General features: G+C 56.8%; 11 protein-coding genes. 3 read left to right on the top strand and 8 right to left on the bottom strand.

Annotated elements, in window-relative coordinates; all coding sequences use genetic code 11:
* Positions 1–503: 503 nt before the first annotated feature.
* The gene (locus tag C3V43_RS01225) at positions 504–1,688 is read right to left on the bottom strand and encodes a glycoside hydrolase family 53 protein (protein ID WP_106068260.1); all 1,185 of its coding nucleotides are present in this window, start codon (positions 1,686–1,688) and stop codon (positions 504–506) included.
* A gap of 349 nt (positions 1,689–2,037) precedes the next feature.
* Here C3V43_RS01225 and C3V43_RS01220 point away from each other — a divergent pair, with 349 nt between their 5' ends.
* From C3V43_RS01220 to C3V43_RS01210, 3 genes are all read left to right on the top strand, one after another.
* Complete coding sequence (locus C3V43_RS01220; protein WP_106068259.1) at positions 2,038–3,045, top strand: LacI family DNA-binding transcriptional regulator; 1,008 nt, start codon at positions 2,038–2,040, stop codon at positions 3,043–3,045.
* A gap of 22 nt (positions 3,046–3,067) precedes the next feature.
* Positions 3,068–4,441 (top strand): MFS transporter, encoded by a 1,374-nt coding sequence (locus tag C3V43_RS01215; RefSeq protein ID WP_106068258.1) that lies wholly within the window; start codon positions 3,068–3,070, stop codon positions 4,439–4,441.
* Positions 4,442–4,662: 221 nt separating this feature from the next.
* On the top strand, positions 4,663–6,975 hold the full coding sequence (locus C3V43_RS01210) for a family 65 glycosyl hydrolase domain-containing protein (RefSeq protein WP_106068257.1): 2,313 nt from the start codon (positions 4,663–4,665) through the stop codon (positions 6,973–6,975).
* Between the two features lie 59 nt (positions 6,976–7,034).
* On the opposite strand, the gene C3V43_RS01205 is transcribed toward C3V43_RS01210, so the two are convergent.
* The 7 genes from C3V43_RS01205 to C3V43_RS01170 form a co-directional block, all read right to left on the bottom strand.
* Entirely contained in the window at positions 7,035–7,322 is a 288-nt protein-coding gene (locus tag C3V43_RS01205) for a hypothetical protein (protein WP_129588721.1), read from the bottom strand.
* Positions 7,323–7,478: 156 nt separating this feature from the next.
* Positions 7,479–8,021 (bottom strand): HU family DNA-binding protein, encoded by a 543-nt coding sequence (locus tag C3V43_RS01200; protein ID WP_106068255.1) that lies wholly within the window; start codon positions 8,019–8,021, stop codon positions 7,479–7,481.
* A gap of 315 nt (positions 8,022–8,336) precedes the next feature.
* Positions 8,337–11,039: a fimbrillin family protein gene (locus tag C3V43_RS01195; RefSeq protein ID WP_129588720.1), complete on the bottom strand. Its 2,703-nt coding sequence runs from the start codon at positions 11,037–11,039 to the stop codon at positions 8,337–8,339.
* A gap of 201 nt (positions 11,040–11,240) precedes the next feature.
* Positions 11,241–12,344: a fimbrillin family protein gene (locus tag C3V43_RS01190; RefSeq protein WP_106068253.1), complete on the bottom strand. Its 1,104-nt coding sequence runs from the start codon at positions 12,342–12,344 to the stop codon at positions 11,241–11,243.
* 131 nt (positions 12,345–12,475) lie between these two features.
* A complete protein-coding gene (locus C3V43_RS01185; RefSeq protein ID WP_164996207.1) occupies positions 12,476–13,507 on the bottom strand; it encodes a DUF5119 domain-containing protein in 1,032 nt (343 codons plus the stop codon).
* 14 nt (positions 13,508–13,521) lie between these two features.
* Positions 13,522–14,796: a DUF3575 domain-containing protein gene (locus C3V43_RS01180; protein WP_235655874.1), complete on the bottom strand. Its 1,275-nt coding sequence runs from the start codon at positions 14,794–14,796 to the stop codon at positions 13,522–13,524.
* Positions 14,797–15,231: 435 nt separating this feature from the next.
* On the bottom strand, positions 15,232–16,266 hold the full coding sequence (locus tag C3V43_RS01170) for a tyrosine-type recombinase/integrase (protein WP_164996206.1): 1,035 nt from the start codon (positions 16,264–16,266) through the stop codon (positions 15,232–15,234).
* Positions 16,267–16,352: the final 86 nt, after the last annotated feature.

Here is a 16,352-nt window from a genome sequence, read left to right as displayed (position 1 = left end):
TATAAATTACCTATATATTTCTCTAAATGTAAAATCTCATTCAAGGGTATCCGCCAAGGAAGTTTTTCAAAGTATCCATAGCATGACGAGACAAAAATATCCGATATTCATTTAACAAAGAATAAGAAAAGTCTTAAATATGCAATTTCAACGGTGCAAACGATTGCGCGTAGGCAACAAGCTTTCAAGAAGCTGCTATCCACATTTTTGTCTTCTTTATCTTACACACAATAGGCAAAAAGAAGAAAATGCAAAACGACTCTTTCGTATCCGACAGACATCAGGAGCGAATGCATATAAGTCCGCCCCGAAGACAGTTCTCTTACCCGGCAAACGGTTACGATTGGACAGACAGCCTTTATCCGGACTGTTTCCATCGCTTGCGGAAGCAGTTCGGATAACGAGGCATGTTCTGTCAGACACAAACGCCGGCCTTTTAAGAGGATAAGTTTCGGATAATCGTAATAGTCTGCTTCATTCCGATGCAAGAATGCGCACTATGATCAATTGCTTTCGCCAAAGGCATCCATAATCATCGTGGGGCGGCCGTCTTCGGTAAAAGCGCCCAATCTATATTGACTCGGCTTGCACTCCGGTTCCCAATAGAATACTCCTTTGCAACGTCCGTTCGTGTTTTCCCTGCACTCTTTCAAGATACGGGCCAACTGCCGCTTGCCCTCGGCCAAAACCGCAGCACTTGCCAGTTTGCCTTGATCATCGGCACATTCCACACCGGTCTCTACCACCATGACGTCGCAATTATATTTTGTGCCCAGGCCATTGATATTCTTAATGCAGTCGGTGATGACGTCGTCGGCCTTATAGCCCGGCTTCTCCATGCGCGACCAGTAAGGATAGAGCGACATGCCTATCATATCCCACTTGCCCCCGTTCTTTTTCAGTTCGTCGAAGAACCAGTTGAATAGGCCGCTGTCCCATCCGTTGTCCAGATGGACAATGACAATGGCATCGGCAAAAACCGACTTCACGGCATCATACCCAGTCGTAATGAAAGCTCCCAGATTTGCCCAATTCACAGGATACACCACTTTAGAAGAAGCATTGGCGGGTACATCCTTCAGGTGGCGTTCTTCCACATTATAAGAAGCGCCGCTCAAAGCCTTGTCTTTATCCCACAACATGCCGGGACGGATTTCGTTGCCCACCTGCACCCACTTGGGGGTTACGCCGGCATTTTTCAATGCCCGAAGCACATTCACCGTATGCTCTCTGAGGACATCTTTCAAATCTGCCAGATTCTTGCCTACCCACGATGCAGGCTTGTTCTGCTGGGCGGGATCGGCCCACCAATCGCTGTAATGGAAATCTATCATCACATCCATGCCTAACGCTTTGGCTCTTCGAGCCTTCACCACCACATCATCGACATTACACCAATTGCCGTGCGCGCTTGGGTCTACCCACACACGGATGCGGATGGCATCGATACCAAGCTCCTTCATCAGAGCCGTGCATTCGCGTTTCTCGCCTTTGGCATTATAAAAGTTGTATCCTTTGAACTCATATTCGGTGACCCACCCAATGTCTGCTCCTTTGGTGAACCCCGAAATTACCGGTGTCTCCGGCTTCGGTTCGGGAGCGGGAACGGAATTGTCGTTATTGTTGCCGCAAGCTGTCAGCGAATAGGCGGCAAAAAGAAAAGAGAAGAAAGTTTTAATGTAATCCATGATAAACTATGTTTTTGTTTGTTGTTCGGGTGACAAAAGTAGAAAAAGGCACTCTATCCACCAAACAGATTGCGGGCATAAAAGTTTAGTCATAATGTTTGCTGCAAAGATAAATGTTATCTCGAAAAACAGCATACAATTCCATCAACGATTCCCGATGATTAACCGTTAGGACGGAAGCCAAAGCAAGAAACGCAATCGTTTGCATAAACTTACAGTCCGATATAACTTCATGTAAGTTCACCGTTCGCTCTCATTCAGTTATTTTTGCAATGGAGTTGGTAAAAGACGGACTTGTCCTGCTTGTAACCTATCCCTATTTTATTACCTTTGCTCAAAAATCATACTCATGAATAAACCGCAGATAACCATCAAGGATATTGCCCGAGCCTTGAACGTCTCTCCTTCTACAGTGTCGAGGGCACTGAAAGACAATCCGGACATCAGCCAAGAAACGCGTGACCTTATCCATGCCTATGCACGCGAGCACAACTACAAGCCGAACGTACTGGCCGTGAACTTGCGCTCCAGCCGGAGCAACACCATCGGGGTGATTGTTCCGCAATTAGTGCATCACTTTTTCTCCTGTGTGTTGAGCGGGATAGAAAAAGCGGCGACGGAAGCCGGCTATAACATCATAGTGGCACAAAGCAGCGAGTCGTACGAGCAGGAGGTGAAAATTGTCCACTCCTTCCTCGCCGCCCGCGTCTGCGGGGTCGTCGCTTCGCTTGCCAAAGGCACTTCCCGTTACGATCATTATCAGGAGTTGCTCAATAATGACATTCCCATCATCTTCTACGACCGCATCTGCACGGAACTGAAAACCGAACGAGTAGTGGTGGACGACTATGCCGGCTCGTTTGCCGCAGTGGAATACATGATACAGACCGGATGCAAACGCATCCTGTTCTACGGAGCCTCGCCCCATCTGGAAATCACCAAGAACCGGCGTAACGGCTATCTGGATGCCATGAAGAAGTACAAAATTCCGGTGAACGACAGCATGACACTGCTATGCGACACGCGCGAACGCGCCATCGCCATCACTCCCGACTTGCTGGAAAGTCCCAAACGTCCTGACGGCTTCTTTGCCATCAACGACGAAACGGCATCGGGCATACTCTATGCCTGCAAATTGGTGGGATTGAAGGTTCCCGACGAAGTCTCCATCTGCGGATTCACCGATGGAGCCATCGCGCAGAGCACCGACCCCAAGCTGACCACCGTAGAGCAGCGCGGCGAAGAAGTGGGGAAAAGCGCTTTCGGCATTCTGTATGAGAAGCTGGAGGGAAAAACGGAGAAAAACAGCAACAAGATAGTACGCACCAATTTAGTGGTGAGGGGGACAACGAAATAAAACTAATACCATAATAATAACCATGAAAGTAAAACCTGATTTAAGTTTCTGGAAGCTGTGGAACATCAGCTTCGGTTTTTTCGGCGTACAAATAGCGTATGCCTTGCAGAGTGCAAACATCAGCCGCATCTTCTCCACATTGGGGGCCGACCCTCACAACCTCAGCTATTTCTGGATATTACCGCCGTTGGCAGGCATCGTTGTGCAACCCATTGTAGGGGCGGCCAGCGACAAGACATGGACACGCTTCGGCCGTCGCATTCCATATCTGTTCATCGGCTCCCTGATAGCCGTATTGGTGATGTGTCTGCTGCCCAATGCCGGCAGTTTCGGCATGGTGGCAAGCACGGCCATGATATTCGGGCTGGTGTCGCTGATGTTTCTCGACACTTCCATCAACATGGCCATGCAACCCTTCAAGATGATGGTGGGCGACATGGTGAACGAAAAGCAGAAAGGACTGGCCTACTCCATCCAGAGTTTCCTATGCAACGCCGGCAGTCTGGTAGGTTTCCTGTTCCCGTTCATCTTCGCATGGATAGGCATCAGCAACACGGCGCCCGAAGGGGTGGTGCCCGACTCCGTGATTTACTCCTTCTACATCGGAGCAGCCATCCTGATATTCTGTGTCATCTACACCACGGTCAAGGTAAAGGAGATGCCGCCTGCCGAATATGCCGAGTATCACGGCATCAGCGAAAAGGAAGAGCATGAGAAGACGAACATGCTGAAACTCCTTGCCAAAGCTCCGAAAACCTTCTGGACGGTGGGGCTGGTTCAGTTCTTCTGCTGGTTTGCATTCATGTTCATGTGGACTTATACCAACGGAAGCGTGGCGGCCAATGCCTTTGATGCACCGACCGTATCGCATCTGGTGGACGGTGTGAGCAAAGTGATTCTCGACACCAAGAGCCTGCAATATCAGGAAGCCGCCAACTGGGTGGGCGTGCTCTTTGCCGTGCAGGCCATCGGCTCCGTGCTTTGGGCCATCTGCATCCCGATGTTCAAAGACCGCCGCTTCATCTACTCCCTCAGCCTCGTGCTGGGCGGTATAGGTTTCATATCCACCTACTTCATGCACCATCCCTATCTGCTCTTCGTCTCTTTCTTGCTCATAGGTTGCGCATGGGCCGCCATGCTGGCATTGCCGTTCACTATCCTGACCAACGCACTGAGCGGCGGACATATGGGCACTTATCTCGGACTGTTCAACGGCACCATCTGCATCCCGCAGATTGTGGCAGCCGCTCTGGGTGGAAGCATCCTCGCCTTGTTCACCCCCGAAGGGGCGCTGCCTCCCGAAATCAACATGTTGGTGATGGCAGGCATGATGCTGATCATCGGCGCCTTTTGTGTATATTTAATCAAAGAAGCGGAAACAGAGAAAGCAGGCTGACAATCGGCCTCAGAAACGCTTCCGCACGGGGATGTTGCCCGACACCGAGAAACACCCCGTTCCACACCGGGGAACGCATCGTTCGACACCGAAGAACGACGCCTTCCCCGGTGCTCTTCCGGCACCCGGCCTCCCCCGTTTCAAATTTCGTCCGCTTTTTTCTTCTTTGATTACCGCATATTGTTTATCTTTACGGCGATAACCTTAGAAAACACACAGCGATGAAGAAATATCTCAAAACCGATGAATGGAACATCATCGAAGAGGGCTTCCACCCCGACCGTCAACGGATGTCTGAAAGCATATTCAGTCTTGGCAACGGGCGGTTCGGGCAACGGGGATATTTTGAAGAGCCCTACGGCAGCGACAGTTATCGTGCTTCATTCGTGGCAGGCGTCACTTTTTTAGACAAAACTCGCGTGGAATGGTGGAAGAACGGATTCCCCCACTACTACACCCGCATTCCCAAAGCAGCCGACTGGAGCCGCATCAACCTGCGCCTCATCAACGAAGAGCTGGACGCAGCCGTATGGGATGTGGACAGCTTCACCCGCCGCCTCGACATGAAGGAGGGCATTTCCTATCGCGACATGGAGGTCACCTCCCCACAAGGGAACAAGCTCCGCATCCATGTGGAGCACATCGCCAACATGGCTCGTCCCGAACTCAGCCTCATCAAATACAGCGTTTCGTCCGTCAACTACGCCGGAAGAATCTCGCTCGTGCCCATACTCGATGCCGGCATTGTGGACGACGCCGACCACCCTGACATTAAAATATGGAACATCCTGCGGTCCGGCTTTGCCGGCGATTGTGCCTACCTCTGGACCCAGACCCGGCGGGAAGACGCGCAGGTGTGCTATGCCATGACCTACCGGCTCTTCAAGAACGGCAAGGAGGCCGTGGCCATACCCATACGCATAGAAAAGGAGAGGCAGACGGGCTTCAGTCTGGGTGCCGACGTAAAACCCGGCGACCGCGTGACGCTCATCAAATACACCGCTATCAGTTCCTCGCTCTACAACGAACGGAGCGAACTGGTAGACACCTCCGTGACCCAAGCCCGCAAAGCCGGGCAGATGGGCTGGGATGCCCTGCTCGACGAGCATAAGCAAGCTTGGCAAAGCATCTGGGACGAAACGGACGTCTCCATCGAAGGCGACCCGGAAGTGCAGCAAGGCATCCGCTACAACATCTTCCAGCTGCACCAGACCTACCGCGGAGACGACCCGCGCCTGAACATCGGCCCCAAAGGTTTCACGGGCGAGAAGTACGGCGGAAACACTTATTGGAACACCGAGTTGTGCTGCGTGCCTTTCTTCCTGCTCTCCACCCCCAAGGAGATTACGAAGAACCTGCTGATTTACCGCTACAACCACCTGTCCAAAGCCATAGACAATGCCCGCAAACTGGGCTTCAAGGATGGAGCCGCACTTTTTCCGCAAGTGACCAACAACGGCGAAGAGTGCCACAGCGAGTGGGAAATAACTTTCGAGGAGATACACCGCAACAACATCATCGTCTACACCATTGCCCAGCACGCCATGCTGACCGGCTCGATGGACTACATCGCCTGCTACGGCCTGGAAGTGATGATTGCCGTCAGCCGCTTCTGGAGCCAACGGGTGTCTTTCTCGCAACCGAAGCAGAAGTACGTCATTCTGGGTGTCACCGGGCCGGACGAATATGAGAACAACGTGAACAACAACTGGTACACCAACTACTCCTGCATACAATGCCTCAGGATGACCCTCCGCTTTCTGGAAATCATCGAGCGGGAATATCCCGAGCGGTATGCCCACATCTGCCGCACCACCCGGTTCGACCGGGCCGAAGAGAGCAAGCGCTGGAAAGAAATCATCGAACAGATGTATCTGCCGGAAGATGCGGAACGGGGCATCTTCGTCCAGAACGACGGTTATATGGACAAGGTGCTTGAGAGTGCCGACAGCATCCCTGCCGAAGAGCGTCCCATCAATCAGCACTGGTCGTGGGACCGCATCCTGCGCTCCTGCTACATCAAGCAAAGCGATGTGTTGCTCGGGCTTTATCTCTATTACTTCAATTTCGATACGCAGACCGTACGCCGCAACTTCGAGTTCTACGAACCCATGACGGTGCACGAATCCTCGCTGTCACCGCACATCCATGCTACCCTCGCCGCCCGCATCGGCGAAGTGGAAAAGGCCTACCGGCTCTTCGTACATGCCACACGGCTCGACTTGGACGACTATAACAACGAAGCCCACCAAGGCCTGCACATCACCAGTATGCCGGGCGCATGGCTCGCCATCGTACGGGGTTTTGCAGGCATGCAGGTACAGAGCGATATGTTGAGTTTCTCGCCTGTCGTGCCGCAGAAGTGGAACAGCTATTCTTTCAAAGTCAACTACCGGGGACGTACGCTGCACCTGCGCATAGGCAAGGAGATACGCATCCTGCTCACGGCAGGCGAGACGCTGAAAGTGCAGGTTTATCAGAAGGGGTACACACTGAAGAAAGGACAAGAGCTGCAACTGCCGCTCATACCATAAAGGACTTGCCCATACACAGTCTAAGGTCAATCCTATGTACTACCCCCACCTATCGGACATCATATATATAATAAATCCGACATGGATTTTACCGCAGATTCCACCAGCCTGTACCTGCGGCACACCTCGAGTATGATTTTCTGCGGAATGTCCGTCACCATCGGCCGTGTCATTCCGTCTTCGCCGGTCACGTGGCGCAACGACAGTTGAGGGTATATGGCGTGCAATATCAGAGCCGAGCGGTCGTAGGCCGTGAACGCCTCTCTCCTCATGTCGATGTTTATAAGGCAACTCTTGCGGAACTCCGCCGCTTCCTGCATTCTTTTGCTGATTCGATAAGGGGTCATGGGAGGGGTAGTGTTTAAGGGTTAGTGTTTAGCGGTTAACGATGAGTGGTGAGTGTTTAGTGGCGAGTGATGAGCGGTAAGTGATTAGCGGTCAGTGATTGGCACTGCTACAGCGCAACCACTAAACACTAACCGTTAATCGCTCACCGCTCGTTTTTATCCTAACGGGTTCTCCCCTTGCCCTCCGGGCGTACTGCCTCCGCCCGAGCTTGAGCCGCTGCTACTGCCACTGCCGCCCGGTGCAGGTGTCGGCAGTCCTTTGGCTTTGCGGTAGTCGGCCAGCGAAGCGTAGTTGATGCCGGCTTCCAGCACGCCGCCATTCTCGAAGCTGAGGCCTTGCAGAACCCCCTCTTTCAGCTCCTTGGCGGGGGTGAAGACGATGCGGGGCGACTTTATCATCTGCCCGGCGTTGAACTTGTTGATGTCTTCCACACCCTCGCTCTTGAAGGTGAGGCGGAAGGTGCCCATGCCGGGCACGTTCACCGTGTGGCCCTGCTTGAGCTGTTGCGGGATGAAGGCCGCCAGCAGCTCCATGGCCGATTCCAGTTCGATGGGCGCCGTGGTGGTGTTTGCCGTGGCGGCACGGGTCAGGGCTTTCTGCGCCAAGGGCTTTGCACTGTTGGGCGTGGCATACCATTTGGCGGGTTCATCTTTTTTCAAAGGGTTCTTCCTTTGTACGAGTTTGTAGTTCACACTCATGGCTTATTCTCCTGTTGTTTTAAAATGGTTAATAAAAAAGATATTTGTATATCGCTTATAATAAGCGGGTTATTTGGTTTTACATACAGTATTTATCGGTGTGTGCCACGCCTCTATAGAGGTGGCGGTTTTGTCTCTATAGAGACGTTGCCAATGCCTCTATAGAGACATCATCACTGCCTCTATAGAGACGATATGCGCACCTCTATAGAGAGGCGACCGCAGTCATTATAGAGGCGTTGCGCCGGCCATGCACAAGATTGCTTAAAAGCAACCGGGCGCAATTACGCTACACACGGTCGCTTCGCTCCCTTTTTATTCTTGACACGGCCTTACTCCGAGTCCATGGCCCCGATAGTTGCTGGACAACGGGAGTAGATGGTGTGGGTAGAGGTCCAAACTAAACGCGCCGTCTATGTGGCTCGGCCCTGACGACCAACAGAAACCGCTTATGCCTATGCGGTTCTGCATGCCGGAATAGCAGTACCGACAGCCTGAACCGGGGAAAAAGTCGGTTCCACCGGTATGGTTCAGTCCACAGTAAAAGTTCAAACCATTGCTCCAAGCACCGCTTACGTTGAACTCCGATTGGATGAGTGTGTTTTGTCCCGTTGTAGTAAACCCTGTAAAGACATTGCTCGGAGGCATTTGATAGCCTACGGGACAAGGGTCGTAGATTGTCTTTATAACAGTGTTGTCGTTAGCTGTGTAAACAGTGTTGTTCGCACTCCAAAGGTTGGCGTATTTCCGATCCATATAACTATTCGTACAGAACGTGTTAGGCTGGGTGATACCGGAAGTGATGCAGGCATCTCCGTATGGGAAGCTGCTTGTTGCAGGACGATCGTCGGTGTGGGTTGCCCCCGATGCATCATACCAAGTCTTATTGATGTTTCCCGCAAGTGCCCCAACGAACGGGTCTTTACGCCCATACTGATAGTACGTGTTGTTACCACTGTATATTATTTCTTTCGCTTTCTGTTTCACGGTCACCGTCTCCGTTGTCCCCACATATCCTTGGGTAGTTTGTTGTTTGAAGCGTACCTTCACCTGCCTTTCAGCATAGTTCTCCCTCTTCTCGTCGCACCAGCCTATGTTCACGGGCAGAATGGTGTAATGATGGTTCTGGAAGTTGGTAATGGTCTTCAAGCCTGTCCCCGGCACATAGTCCGTCACCCAGATGTGCCAGCTCCAGAGTATGGTGTTGGATGCGTCACGCACCGCCACCACAGCATTGCCCTGCTTGATGGTGCTTTGCGCCACCGTGAACGTCAGGAATCCCCCCGACAGCCCCACACCGGTCACAAGGTCCTGCTCGTCCTGCCACACGAGTGTGGCATTGGCAGGCGTGCAGCCCGCATTGCTGCCTATATAAGGATTGGTAATGGCATTTCCCAAGTGGTTGATGAAGGTTGTCAGCACATTGGCCCCGCTTGCCGTGGAGGTATAGGCCGAGGCATTCGTGCTTCCGTTCTTGATGGCGTTCCCGTACACCAGCGGCAGCCGGTACGTTCCCGGCGCGTTCACCACGTAGCAGTTCGCCGTGTTCTGCACGGCGTCCGCCCCCGTGGCGTTCGAGAGGTTCCAGTTCGTCTTCGGCGATGCAGCCCGCAGGTTGTCGTTGTTGGGTTCGTACATCACCTTCACCTGCGCCGCAGCCGTAGCCTGGTGCGCCGCCGGGGTGTTACCCCCGGGCCCGCTCTCGGTGAACGTCGTCAGCCACGTCGGTTTAGTATTGCTCCAGTTCAGCCCGTTGTCCGTGGAGTACTCCACCGTCCACGCCATGGGCAGCGTCTTCGTTGCGTCTCCCGGACGTGTCACCTCCAGATAGCTGGATACGGTGTAGTTCTGCGTGCCTCCCGTGTACTCGAAGTCACCCGGGGCGATGACGTTCAGCCTCGGCACCACCGAGATGCTCGACGTGCTGATGCGATAGGTCACCGTCTTGCCCATAGGCCATGTCTTCCCGGCTATGTTAGCCGTAAGCGTGCGCTGCGTGTTCGTAAGCTTGTCGGTGTAGACAACTTCCAGTTGCGCACCTGCGGGCAGCGTCTGCGGGATCATCATGAACGTGGCCGCCGGCTGCGTGATGGGTGACCCCAACACGTTGGGGTCGGGCGTGGTCACGTTCAGCACCTGCGCGAAGTTGCGTGTGTTGGAGTATGCGCTCCATGTGCTTTCCCCTATGCGGTGCGTAGCCGTGCCGTACACCCCCTTCAGCGTTATCTTCGTCACCGTACCCGGCAGCAGCGGGTTGCCCGTCTCGAACCGCACGGCCGTCAGCGCGTGCCTGAATGCCAGCGGTGCGGGCGCGTGCAGCACCCCCGCCACGTCCACCGACGAGGCCGTCAGCAGGTCGGTCTGGGCAGCCACGGCCGCAGGAACGGTGTAGCTGAAGGACGGCGCACCCGGCGTGCCGATGCCCGTGGTCAGGGTAACCCCCGCGCAGTGGTGCGGCGCGTAGGCGAAGAAAGCCACCCGCTTGTTCGTGCCCGGCCAGTAGTAGGCAGTCGTCCAGCTTTCCGTCTTCTTCACCTGCGTGTCGAAGAAGTAAGAGGGCGCGACGGTATTGTTCCACGTGTCCGTCGAGGGGTACACGGCGGCGAACACCGTGGCGTCGGCATGCATGGTGGCCGTTGTCACCGGGGCGCCCTTGGTAACAGCGCCTTCGCTGTCCTCGGCACTGCTTTCCCCGGCTTCCCGCGCCTCATCCGTGGCGATGCCCTCTTCCGTCAGGGTGTGCAGGTACAATTCCTGCCCGCCGTCCGACGTCTCCCCCCCGATGGGGGTTATCTCCAAGTGCGGAACGCTGTCGGCGGAGGCACGCGTGGTTGAGGAGGCGTCCCCCGCCCCCTGCAATGCGGTCACGGCAAACCCGATGGACGCCCCCGTACGGCGTCCGGTTTCATGTTCGTCCGAGCACGCCGCAAACAGCAGGGCGGACAGCAGCACGACGCCCGGAAGCAACCGGGAGGGTCGGGCCGGGCGGATAAATCTCATTGTTACAATAGTTCTCATAAGCAAGCGTTTATTAGTGGTTAGCGTTTATCAGTGGTTAGCGTTTATCAGTGGTTGGTGGTTGGCGTTAATTGGCGGCCAGTGGTATTACGTGGACTGCGGGGGACAGAGGGATTGCGCCCTCCCCGGCCGGATGTATGGGGCCGGTCCAACCCCCGCAGCCCTGTTGATGTGGGTCATATGCCCGTGGCGGGCATCCTCTTACAGGCTCACTTCCTCCTCGGCCAGCTCGTCCCACTCGTCAACCGTAACGGTGAACTTGATCGGGCCGCCCAATACGGGGTCGCCGCCGTTGTTCTGCGTGGGGTCCACGTTCGGGTCGCTCGGGTCGTCGGGGTTGGTCTGGTTCGGGTCTACCTCACCCGCGCCGCCGCTGCCCAGGAACTTCAGCTTGTAGGTGTACTTCTTGCCCGGAAGCCAGTTGGTGCTGACAGGAACGGCGGCGTAGGCATACTTGCCCGACACCTTGGGGAAGATCTGCGTGGTGTTGCCCCCGCTCTTGCTCGAGATCTGGCAGAGCACGGCGATATAAGCGCCATTGGCGGTGCTGCCTCCGTCCCACGCCGTAAGCTGTTGCGGGATCATCAGGAAGTTGTCCTTGGTCACCTTCTTGGCAGAGCCGTCCAGCGTAACCTCGGCATCCAGCTTCGTGCCGTAGTCGGCCGGCGTGGCGGCTGCAGACCATTGGGTCTGGGGCAGCGTGCCCGTCGCAACAGACGTCGGGAAGGTGAAGTTGGCCGTGGAGGGGATGCGGCCCAGCTTGGTGCCCAGCACCTTGATCTCATAGCTTGCCACGGCGGAGGCGTCAATCTCGGCCTTCACCTCGATCTGCGAGAGGATGTGCTTGAAGGTAAGCGCCACGCCCGATGCCTCGTTGGCGGCTTTCGTGCCGGTGTTGTAGGCCACCACGACGTCCTTCTGGTTGGCAACGGCCTGTACGGGCGAGAAGTTGTTGATGGTCTGTGCCGTCGGAGTCACCGACACCGTGGCCACGTCCACCGGCGAGTAGGCGAAGAAGCGCAGCGTGCCGGTGCCCGGCCAGTAGTAGGTCTGTGCCGTGTTCCACTGCGAGCCGGCCTTGTTCACCTGGAGGTCGGTGAAGAAGTTGGCGGGCGCGGCAGCGATGGAGGCGCTCACCTTGAACGAGGCGATGTTGCTCGTGGTGAGGATGGGGCCGCGCGTCACGCTCCCCACGTTGGGGCGGAACTTGATGGCGCCGCCGTTGTCCAGACCGGTGGTCTCGTCCTGCGAGCAGGAGGCAAACGCCAGCAGGCCCGCAGCTAAAAACAATACATTCTTTTTCATGTCGTTGATAATTTAAAATAGTTAATAAAACAATTGATAAAAGGGTTAATAAAACAGTTGATAAACAATCGGCAAGGCAGCCGGTATCCGGCGGCCCCGGCCCATATAATAGGGAACCACATCACATAAGATCACATCTCCATCTCTATCGTCTCGCCCACCCAGTCGTCCACCGTGGGTTGGAAGCCTCCGCCGCCCGGCTCCACTATGGGGTGCGGCAGCTTCAGCCCATCGATGACGATGCGCACCTCCATGGGGTTCGGGGCATCGTTCACCTGGCCGCTCACGTCGAACGGGTAGAACTGCTTGCTCCCGTCCGTGAGGATGACGTATATCACCAGCGTGCGGAGCCTGTTGCCCGAGGCCGAAAGCCCGAAGGCGTGGAAGCTTCCCGTGGCCGTGCCGGCGTCGGCATCCGTGCGCCCCTCGAAGGGGATGGTGGTGCGCAGCGCGTCGCGGGTGCCGGAGGCCACCGCCAGGCTGCCCGAGAGTCCCGACAGGGAGAAGCTCATGGCCGAGACGTAGCGCAGGTTCTCGGCGTTACGCACCTCAACCGTGTAGCGCGGGGTCTCCCGCTCGGGGAAGAAGGTCAGCTCTTGGTCGTAGGCGGAGTTGGGTGAGGCTTTCGCGGCAAGCACCTCCACCGCGTTGTCCCTGCCGGCCCAGAGGGGGTCGGCGGGCAGCGCAACGGCCTCGCCCGTGGGGTTGGCATCCGCCGGGCTGCTTTGCAAGCCAAGCGGCTCGAGCAGGTGGGCCTGCCGGGTGTAGGCCTCGAAAGTGCCGTAGCCCCCGGTGCCCCGGAAGAGCACGTTCTCCGTGTCGTTGTTCAGGAACAAGGCCTTGTAGGTGCCGGGGGGGATCTCCACCACGCCGCCAAGGGCGTTGTCGAAGTCGTAGCGCAGCGCCTCGCCACCGCCGGCGGGGTAGAGGTACAGGCTCATGCCGGTGACGGCGGCACCGGGCGCCTTGCGCCAGTCGAAGGTGACGCGAACCCTCGACACCGCCGGGTCGGGGTCGCAGAAGCCTTTATGCTCGCAGGATGAGAGCGTGGCGGCGATGAGCGCGGCTGCTAAGGCCGCGCAGAGTGCCAGCAACGTGGCGGCCGCCGTGGCGCCGAGCGCCCGCAGGGTGCGGGAAGGGAACGGGTGCTTTCCGGTTTTCATCGTATGACAGGTTTTCATCTCTTGCCTCCTTTCTTTTTGTTTACGTTATCGTGGCCCAGCAGCCACACGAGCGACACCTCGGCCTTCGTGGGGCCGAACCACCGCCGCTGCTTCGTGGCCTGCCACAGGTAGCACTCCCTTTGGTGGGTCTCGCACCAACCCTTGGGCACGTACTCGAAGTACTCGCCGCCAAGGTAGCCGACGCCTATGGTGAAGTCGAGGTTAAGACGGCGCCCTACCGGAGCGGAGTAGCCGTAGGAGATGCCGCCCCCGTAGCTCCAGCGGTCGCCAAGGTACCCCTTGCCGCCCCACTCCAGGTCGTAGGTAAGCAGCTGCCCGTACACCCCTATGTGGTGCCCCGTCAGAGGCTTGCGGCCGTAGCTCAGCCAGCGCCGCACCTCGAGGTCGCCGCCGTATATGCGGTGGTAGCGGTGCCGCCTGTCGCTCTTCAGCCACGTGTACATCCAGTTGCCGGCTACGGACCAGCCGCGGCCGAGGTAGAACTCCAGCCCGAGGTTGGGAAGCACCACGGCGTCGTAGAGCAGGTTGGTCTTCACGGCCATGTAGAAAGGCCTGCGGTCGCGGGAGGGGGAGACCGCTTCCTCCTTTTCGGGCGGGAGGATGTAGACGGTGTCCTTGGCGGCTTCCCGAACCTCCTCCGACTCGTACCACACGTGCAGGGTGGAGGCGCGAAGCTCGGGGAAGAAACGGCTCTCCATGTAGCGCCAGGCGTAGCCCCCGCCAAGCATGCCCAGCCGGCGCTTGCGGCCGTCGCCCACCTGCCCGTTGTGCGTGATCCATTCGGGGGTGTGGCGCAGGATGTCGAGCACCTCGTGGCGGTAGGGCATGTACTCGTCGGAGAGCACGAGGCGTTCAAGCCCCTGCCAGTCGATGCCTTGCGGGACGGTGGAGAGCCAGCCGAACTCGTGCGGGAAATAGCCGGAGACCATCCGCCGTATGGCCTCGGCACGACGCTCGGAGAGGCGCTGGTTGAGGGCGGTGCTCCCCTCGGGGGAGGCGCCGCCGGTGACGCGCAGGCCGCGGATGCGGCGCGAGGGGTCCCGGAGAAGGGTGCGGAAACGCTCGGTGAAGGCGCGCACGCGCGCGCCGTTCTCACGGAAATAGGGGTCGAGGCGCGATTCGCCCTGACGGAAATAGACGCGCACGGAATCCGTGCCGCGGCGGATGCCGGAATCCTGCGCCCGGGAATGCCCGGACAGGAGCAGCAGCAACAGGAGGATAAAGGGTCTTTTCATTGCCTGTGAATAAGGGTTATACATCTTTTTCATCTTGCCTGCCCTCGTGCACGGAAAGGGGGAGGAAGCCGGACGGAATCTCCCGAAAAAGCCGTGGGCAAGGGGGCTCAGGGCAGGCCGCCTCTTGCGAAGAGGTGGGGAAGGAAAGAGGGGGCATGGAAGGAGGGAGGGGGCATGGAAGGGGGGCCGGGGAGGATTAAAAACAGAAAACCATGCCGTCCGCCTCCGGGGAATGTCTTTCTTACCGGGGGCGGCGGGGAAACTTTTTACCGGCAGGTGCGGGACTTTGCCGGGAGGGATACGGCGGACGCAAACGTTTGTGTAAACGATATTTGTAAAATATCCGTCCTAAAGCTTGTTAATATGGGATAAAAGTGGTTTATTTGCAGGGACTTACGGGCAAGGGCACACCTCTTCGCAAGAGGTGGGATGTAAAACGTTGTCGGTAAGGCGAATGCCTTGGGGGGCTCATGCCCCGATCCTCTCCAGCAGCCCGCGGTTGGCCTCCGCCAGCCGTTCGTCTTTTATCCCTTCGATATATATGAGCGTGGTCTTGGTATCGGTATGACCCAGCGCCTTGGAGATGACGGGCAGGTCGACGCCCTGCTCGTAGGCGATGCTCGCCCAGGAGTGGCGCGCCACGTAGGAGGTGAGGTTCACCGCAATCCCGGCCTGCCGGGCAAGCAGCTTCAAAGAGCGGTTGTAGCGGTTCAGGGCGCAGGGATAGGAGACGGGGCATATCCGTCCGTCCTTCACCTTATATAATATAGGGAAGAGATAGTCAGTGCCCTCCGCCTTGTACTTCTCCAATATGTCGAGCATGCACTTTTCAAGTTTCACCCTCACCTGCCGCCCCGTCTTGCAGCGCCGGTAGGTAAGCACCCCGTCCTTTACCTGCCGCTTCCTCAAGTGCGCCAGGTCGGTGAAGGGCATGCCCATGGCGTAGAAGGAGAAGAGGAAGAGGTCGAGGGCGGAAGCACCCGGAGCCGGTGCGGCCCCTTTCCCGGAGCCTCCCCCGCAGGGAGGGGGAAAGGAGGTGAGGACCAGCCTGCGCACCTCCTCCGCCCCGATGCTCCGCTTGACGGTACGCTCGTTGCCCGTGAACACGCCCTTGAACGGCGTCCTGTCCTTCACGAGCCGCTTTGCCGCCGCCTTGTTGTAGATGGCGCGCAGGGAGCGCAGGTAGCACGAGGAGGTGTTGGGGCATACGCCACCTTCGCGAAGCCAACGCTCGTAGCGGCGCAGGGTCTCGGCATCGAATGCCGAAAGCGGCACGTCCCTGCCAGAGTTGAAGCGAACGAAAGAGCGCACGGCCGTGCGGTAGTTCTCGGCAGTGGAGCGGCTTAAGCCACGGGATGCCGCACCGGTGAAAACCGAAAGCGTGGGGACGGCGTTCCGCTCCTTACTTACGTTCCTTACTTTCTTTTCCTTCTCCTTTTTACTAATGGGACTTACTCTCCGGAGTCCGTCCGCCCTTCTGAAATAAGACAGAACATTGAACATCTGTATCATGGTTTTGCGTTTCTTTGATTCGAACGCAAAAATACAGCGTGAACCTTAAATGAGAAAGAAAGCCCGCCATCGAACAG

Source organism: Prevotella heparinolytica (genome assembly GCF_002998535.1).
Lineage (GTDB): Bacteria > Bacteroidota > Bacteroidia > Bacteroidales > Bacteroidaceae > Bacteroides > Bacteroides heparinolyticus.
Note: the sequence above shows the minus strand (reverse complement) of the source record. Positions and strands in the feature narration are given on the sequence as shown.

Excerpts from the sequence above, each read along its gene's own strand:
- C3V43_RS01225 (WP_106068260.1), bottom strand. The coding sequence starts at position 1,688 with ATGGATTACATTAAAACTTTCTTCTCTTTTCTTTTTGCCGCCTATTCG.
- C3V43_RS01220 (WP_106068259.1), top strand. The coding sequence starts at position 2,038 with ATGAATAAACCGCAGATAACCATCAAGGATATTGCCCGAGCCTTGAAC.
- C3V43_RS01210 (WP_106068257.1), top strand. The coding sequence starts at position 4,663 with ATGAAGAAATATCTCAAAACCGATGAATGGAACATCATCGAAGAGGGC.
- C3V43_RS01205 (WP_129588721.1), bottom strand. The coding sequence starts at position 7,322 with ATGACCCCTTATCGAATCAGCAAAAGAATGCAGGAAGCGGCGGAGTTC.
- C3V43_RS01215 (WP_106068258.1), top strand. The coding sequence starts at position 3,068 with ATGAAAGTAAAACCTGATTTAAGTTTCTGGAAGCTGTGGAACATCAGC.
- C3V43_RS01170 (WP_164996206.1), bottom strand. The coding sequence starts at position 16,266 with ATGTTCAATGTTCTGTCTTATTTCAGAAGGGCGGACGGACTCCGGAGA.
- C3V43_RS01180 (WP_235655874.1), bottom strand. The coding sequence starts at position 14,796 with ATGAAAAAGATGTATAACCCTTATTCACAGGCAATGAAAAGACCCTTT.
- C3V43_RS01190 (WP_106068253.1), bottom strand. The coding sequence starts at position 12,344 with ATGAAAAAGAATGTATTGTTTTTAGCTGCGGGCCTGCTGGCGTTTGCC.
- C3V43_RS01200 (WP_106068255.1), bottom strand. The coding sequence starts at position 8,021 with ATGAGTGTGAACTACAAACTCGTACAAAGGAAGAACCCTTTGAAAAAA.
- C3V43_RS01195 (WP_129588720.1), bottom strand. The coding sequence starts at position 11,039 with ATGAGAACTATTGTAACAATGAGATTTATCCGCCCGGCCCGACCCTCC.
- C3V43_RS01185 (WP_164996207.1), bottom strand. The coding sequence starts at position 13,507 with ATGAAAACCGGAAAGCACCCGTTCCCTTCCCGCACCCTGCGGGCGCTC.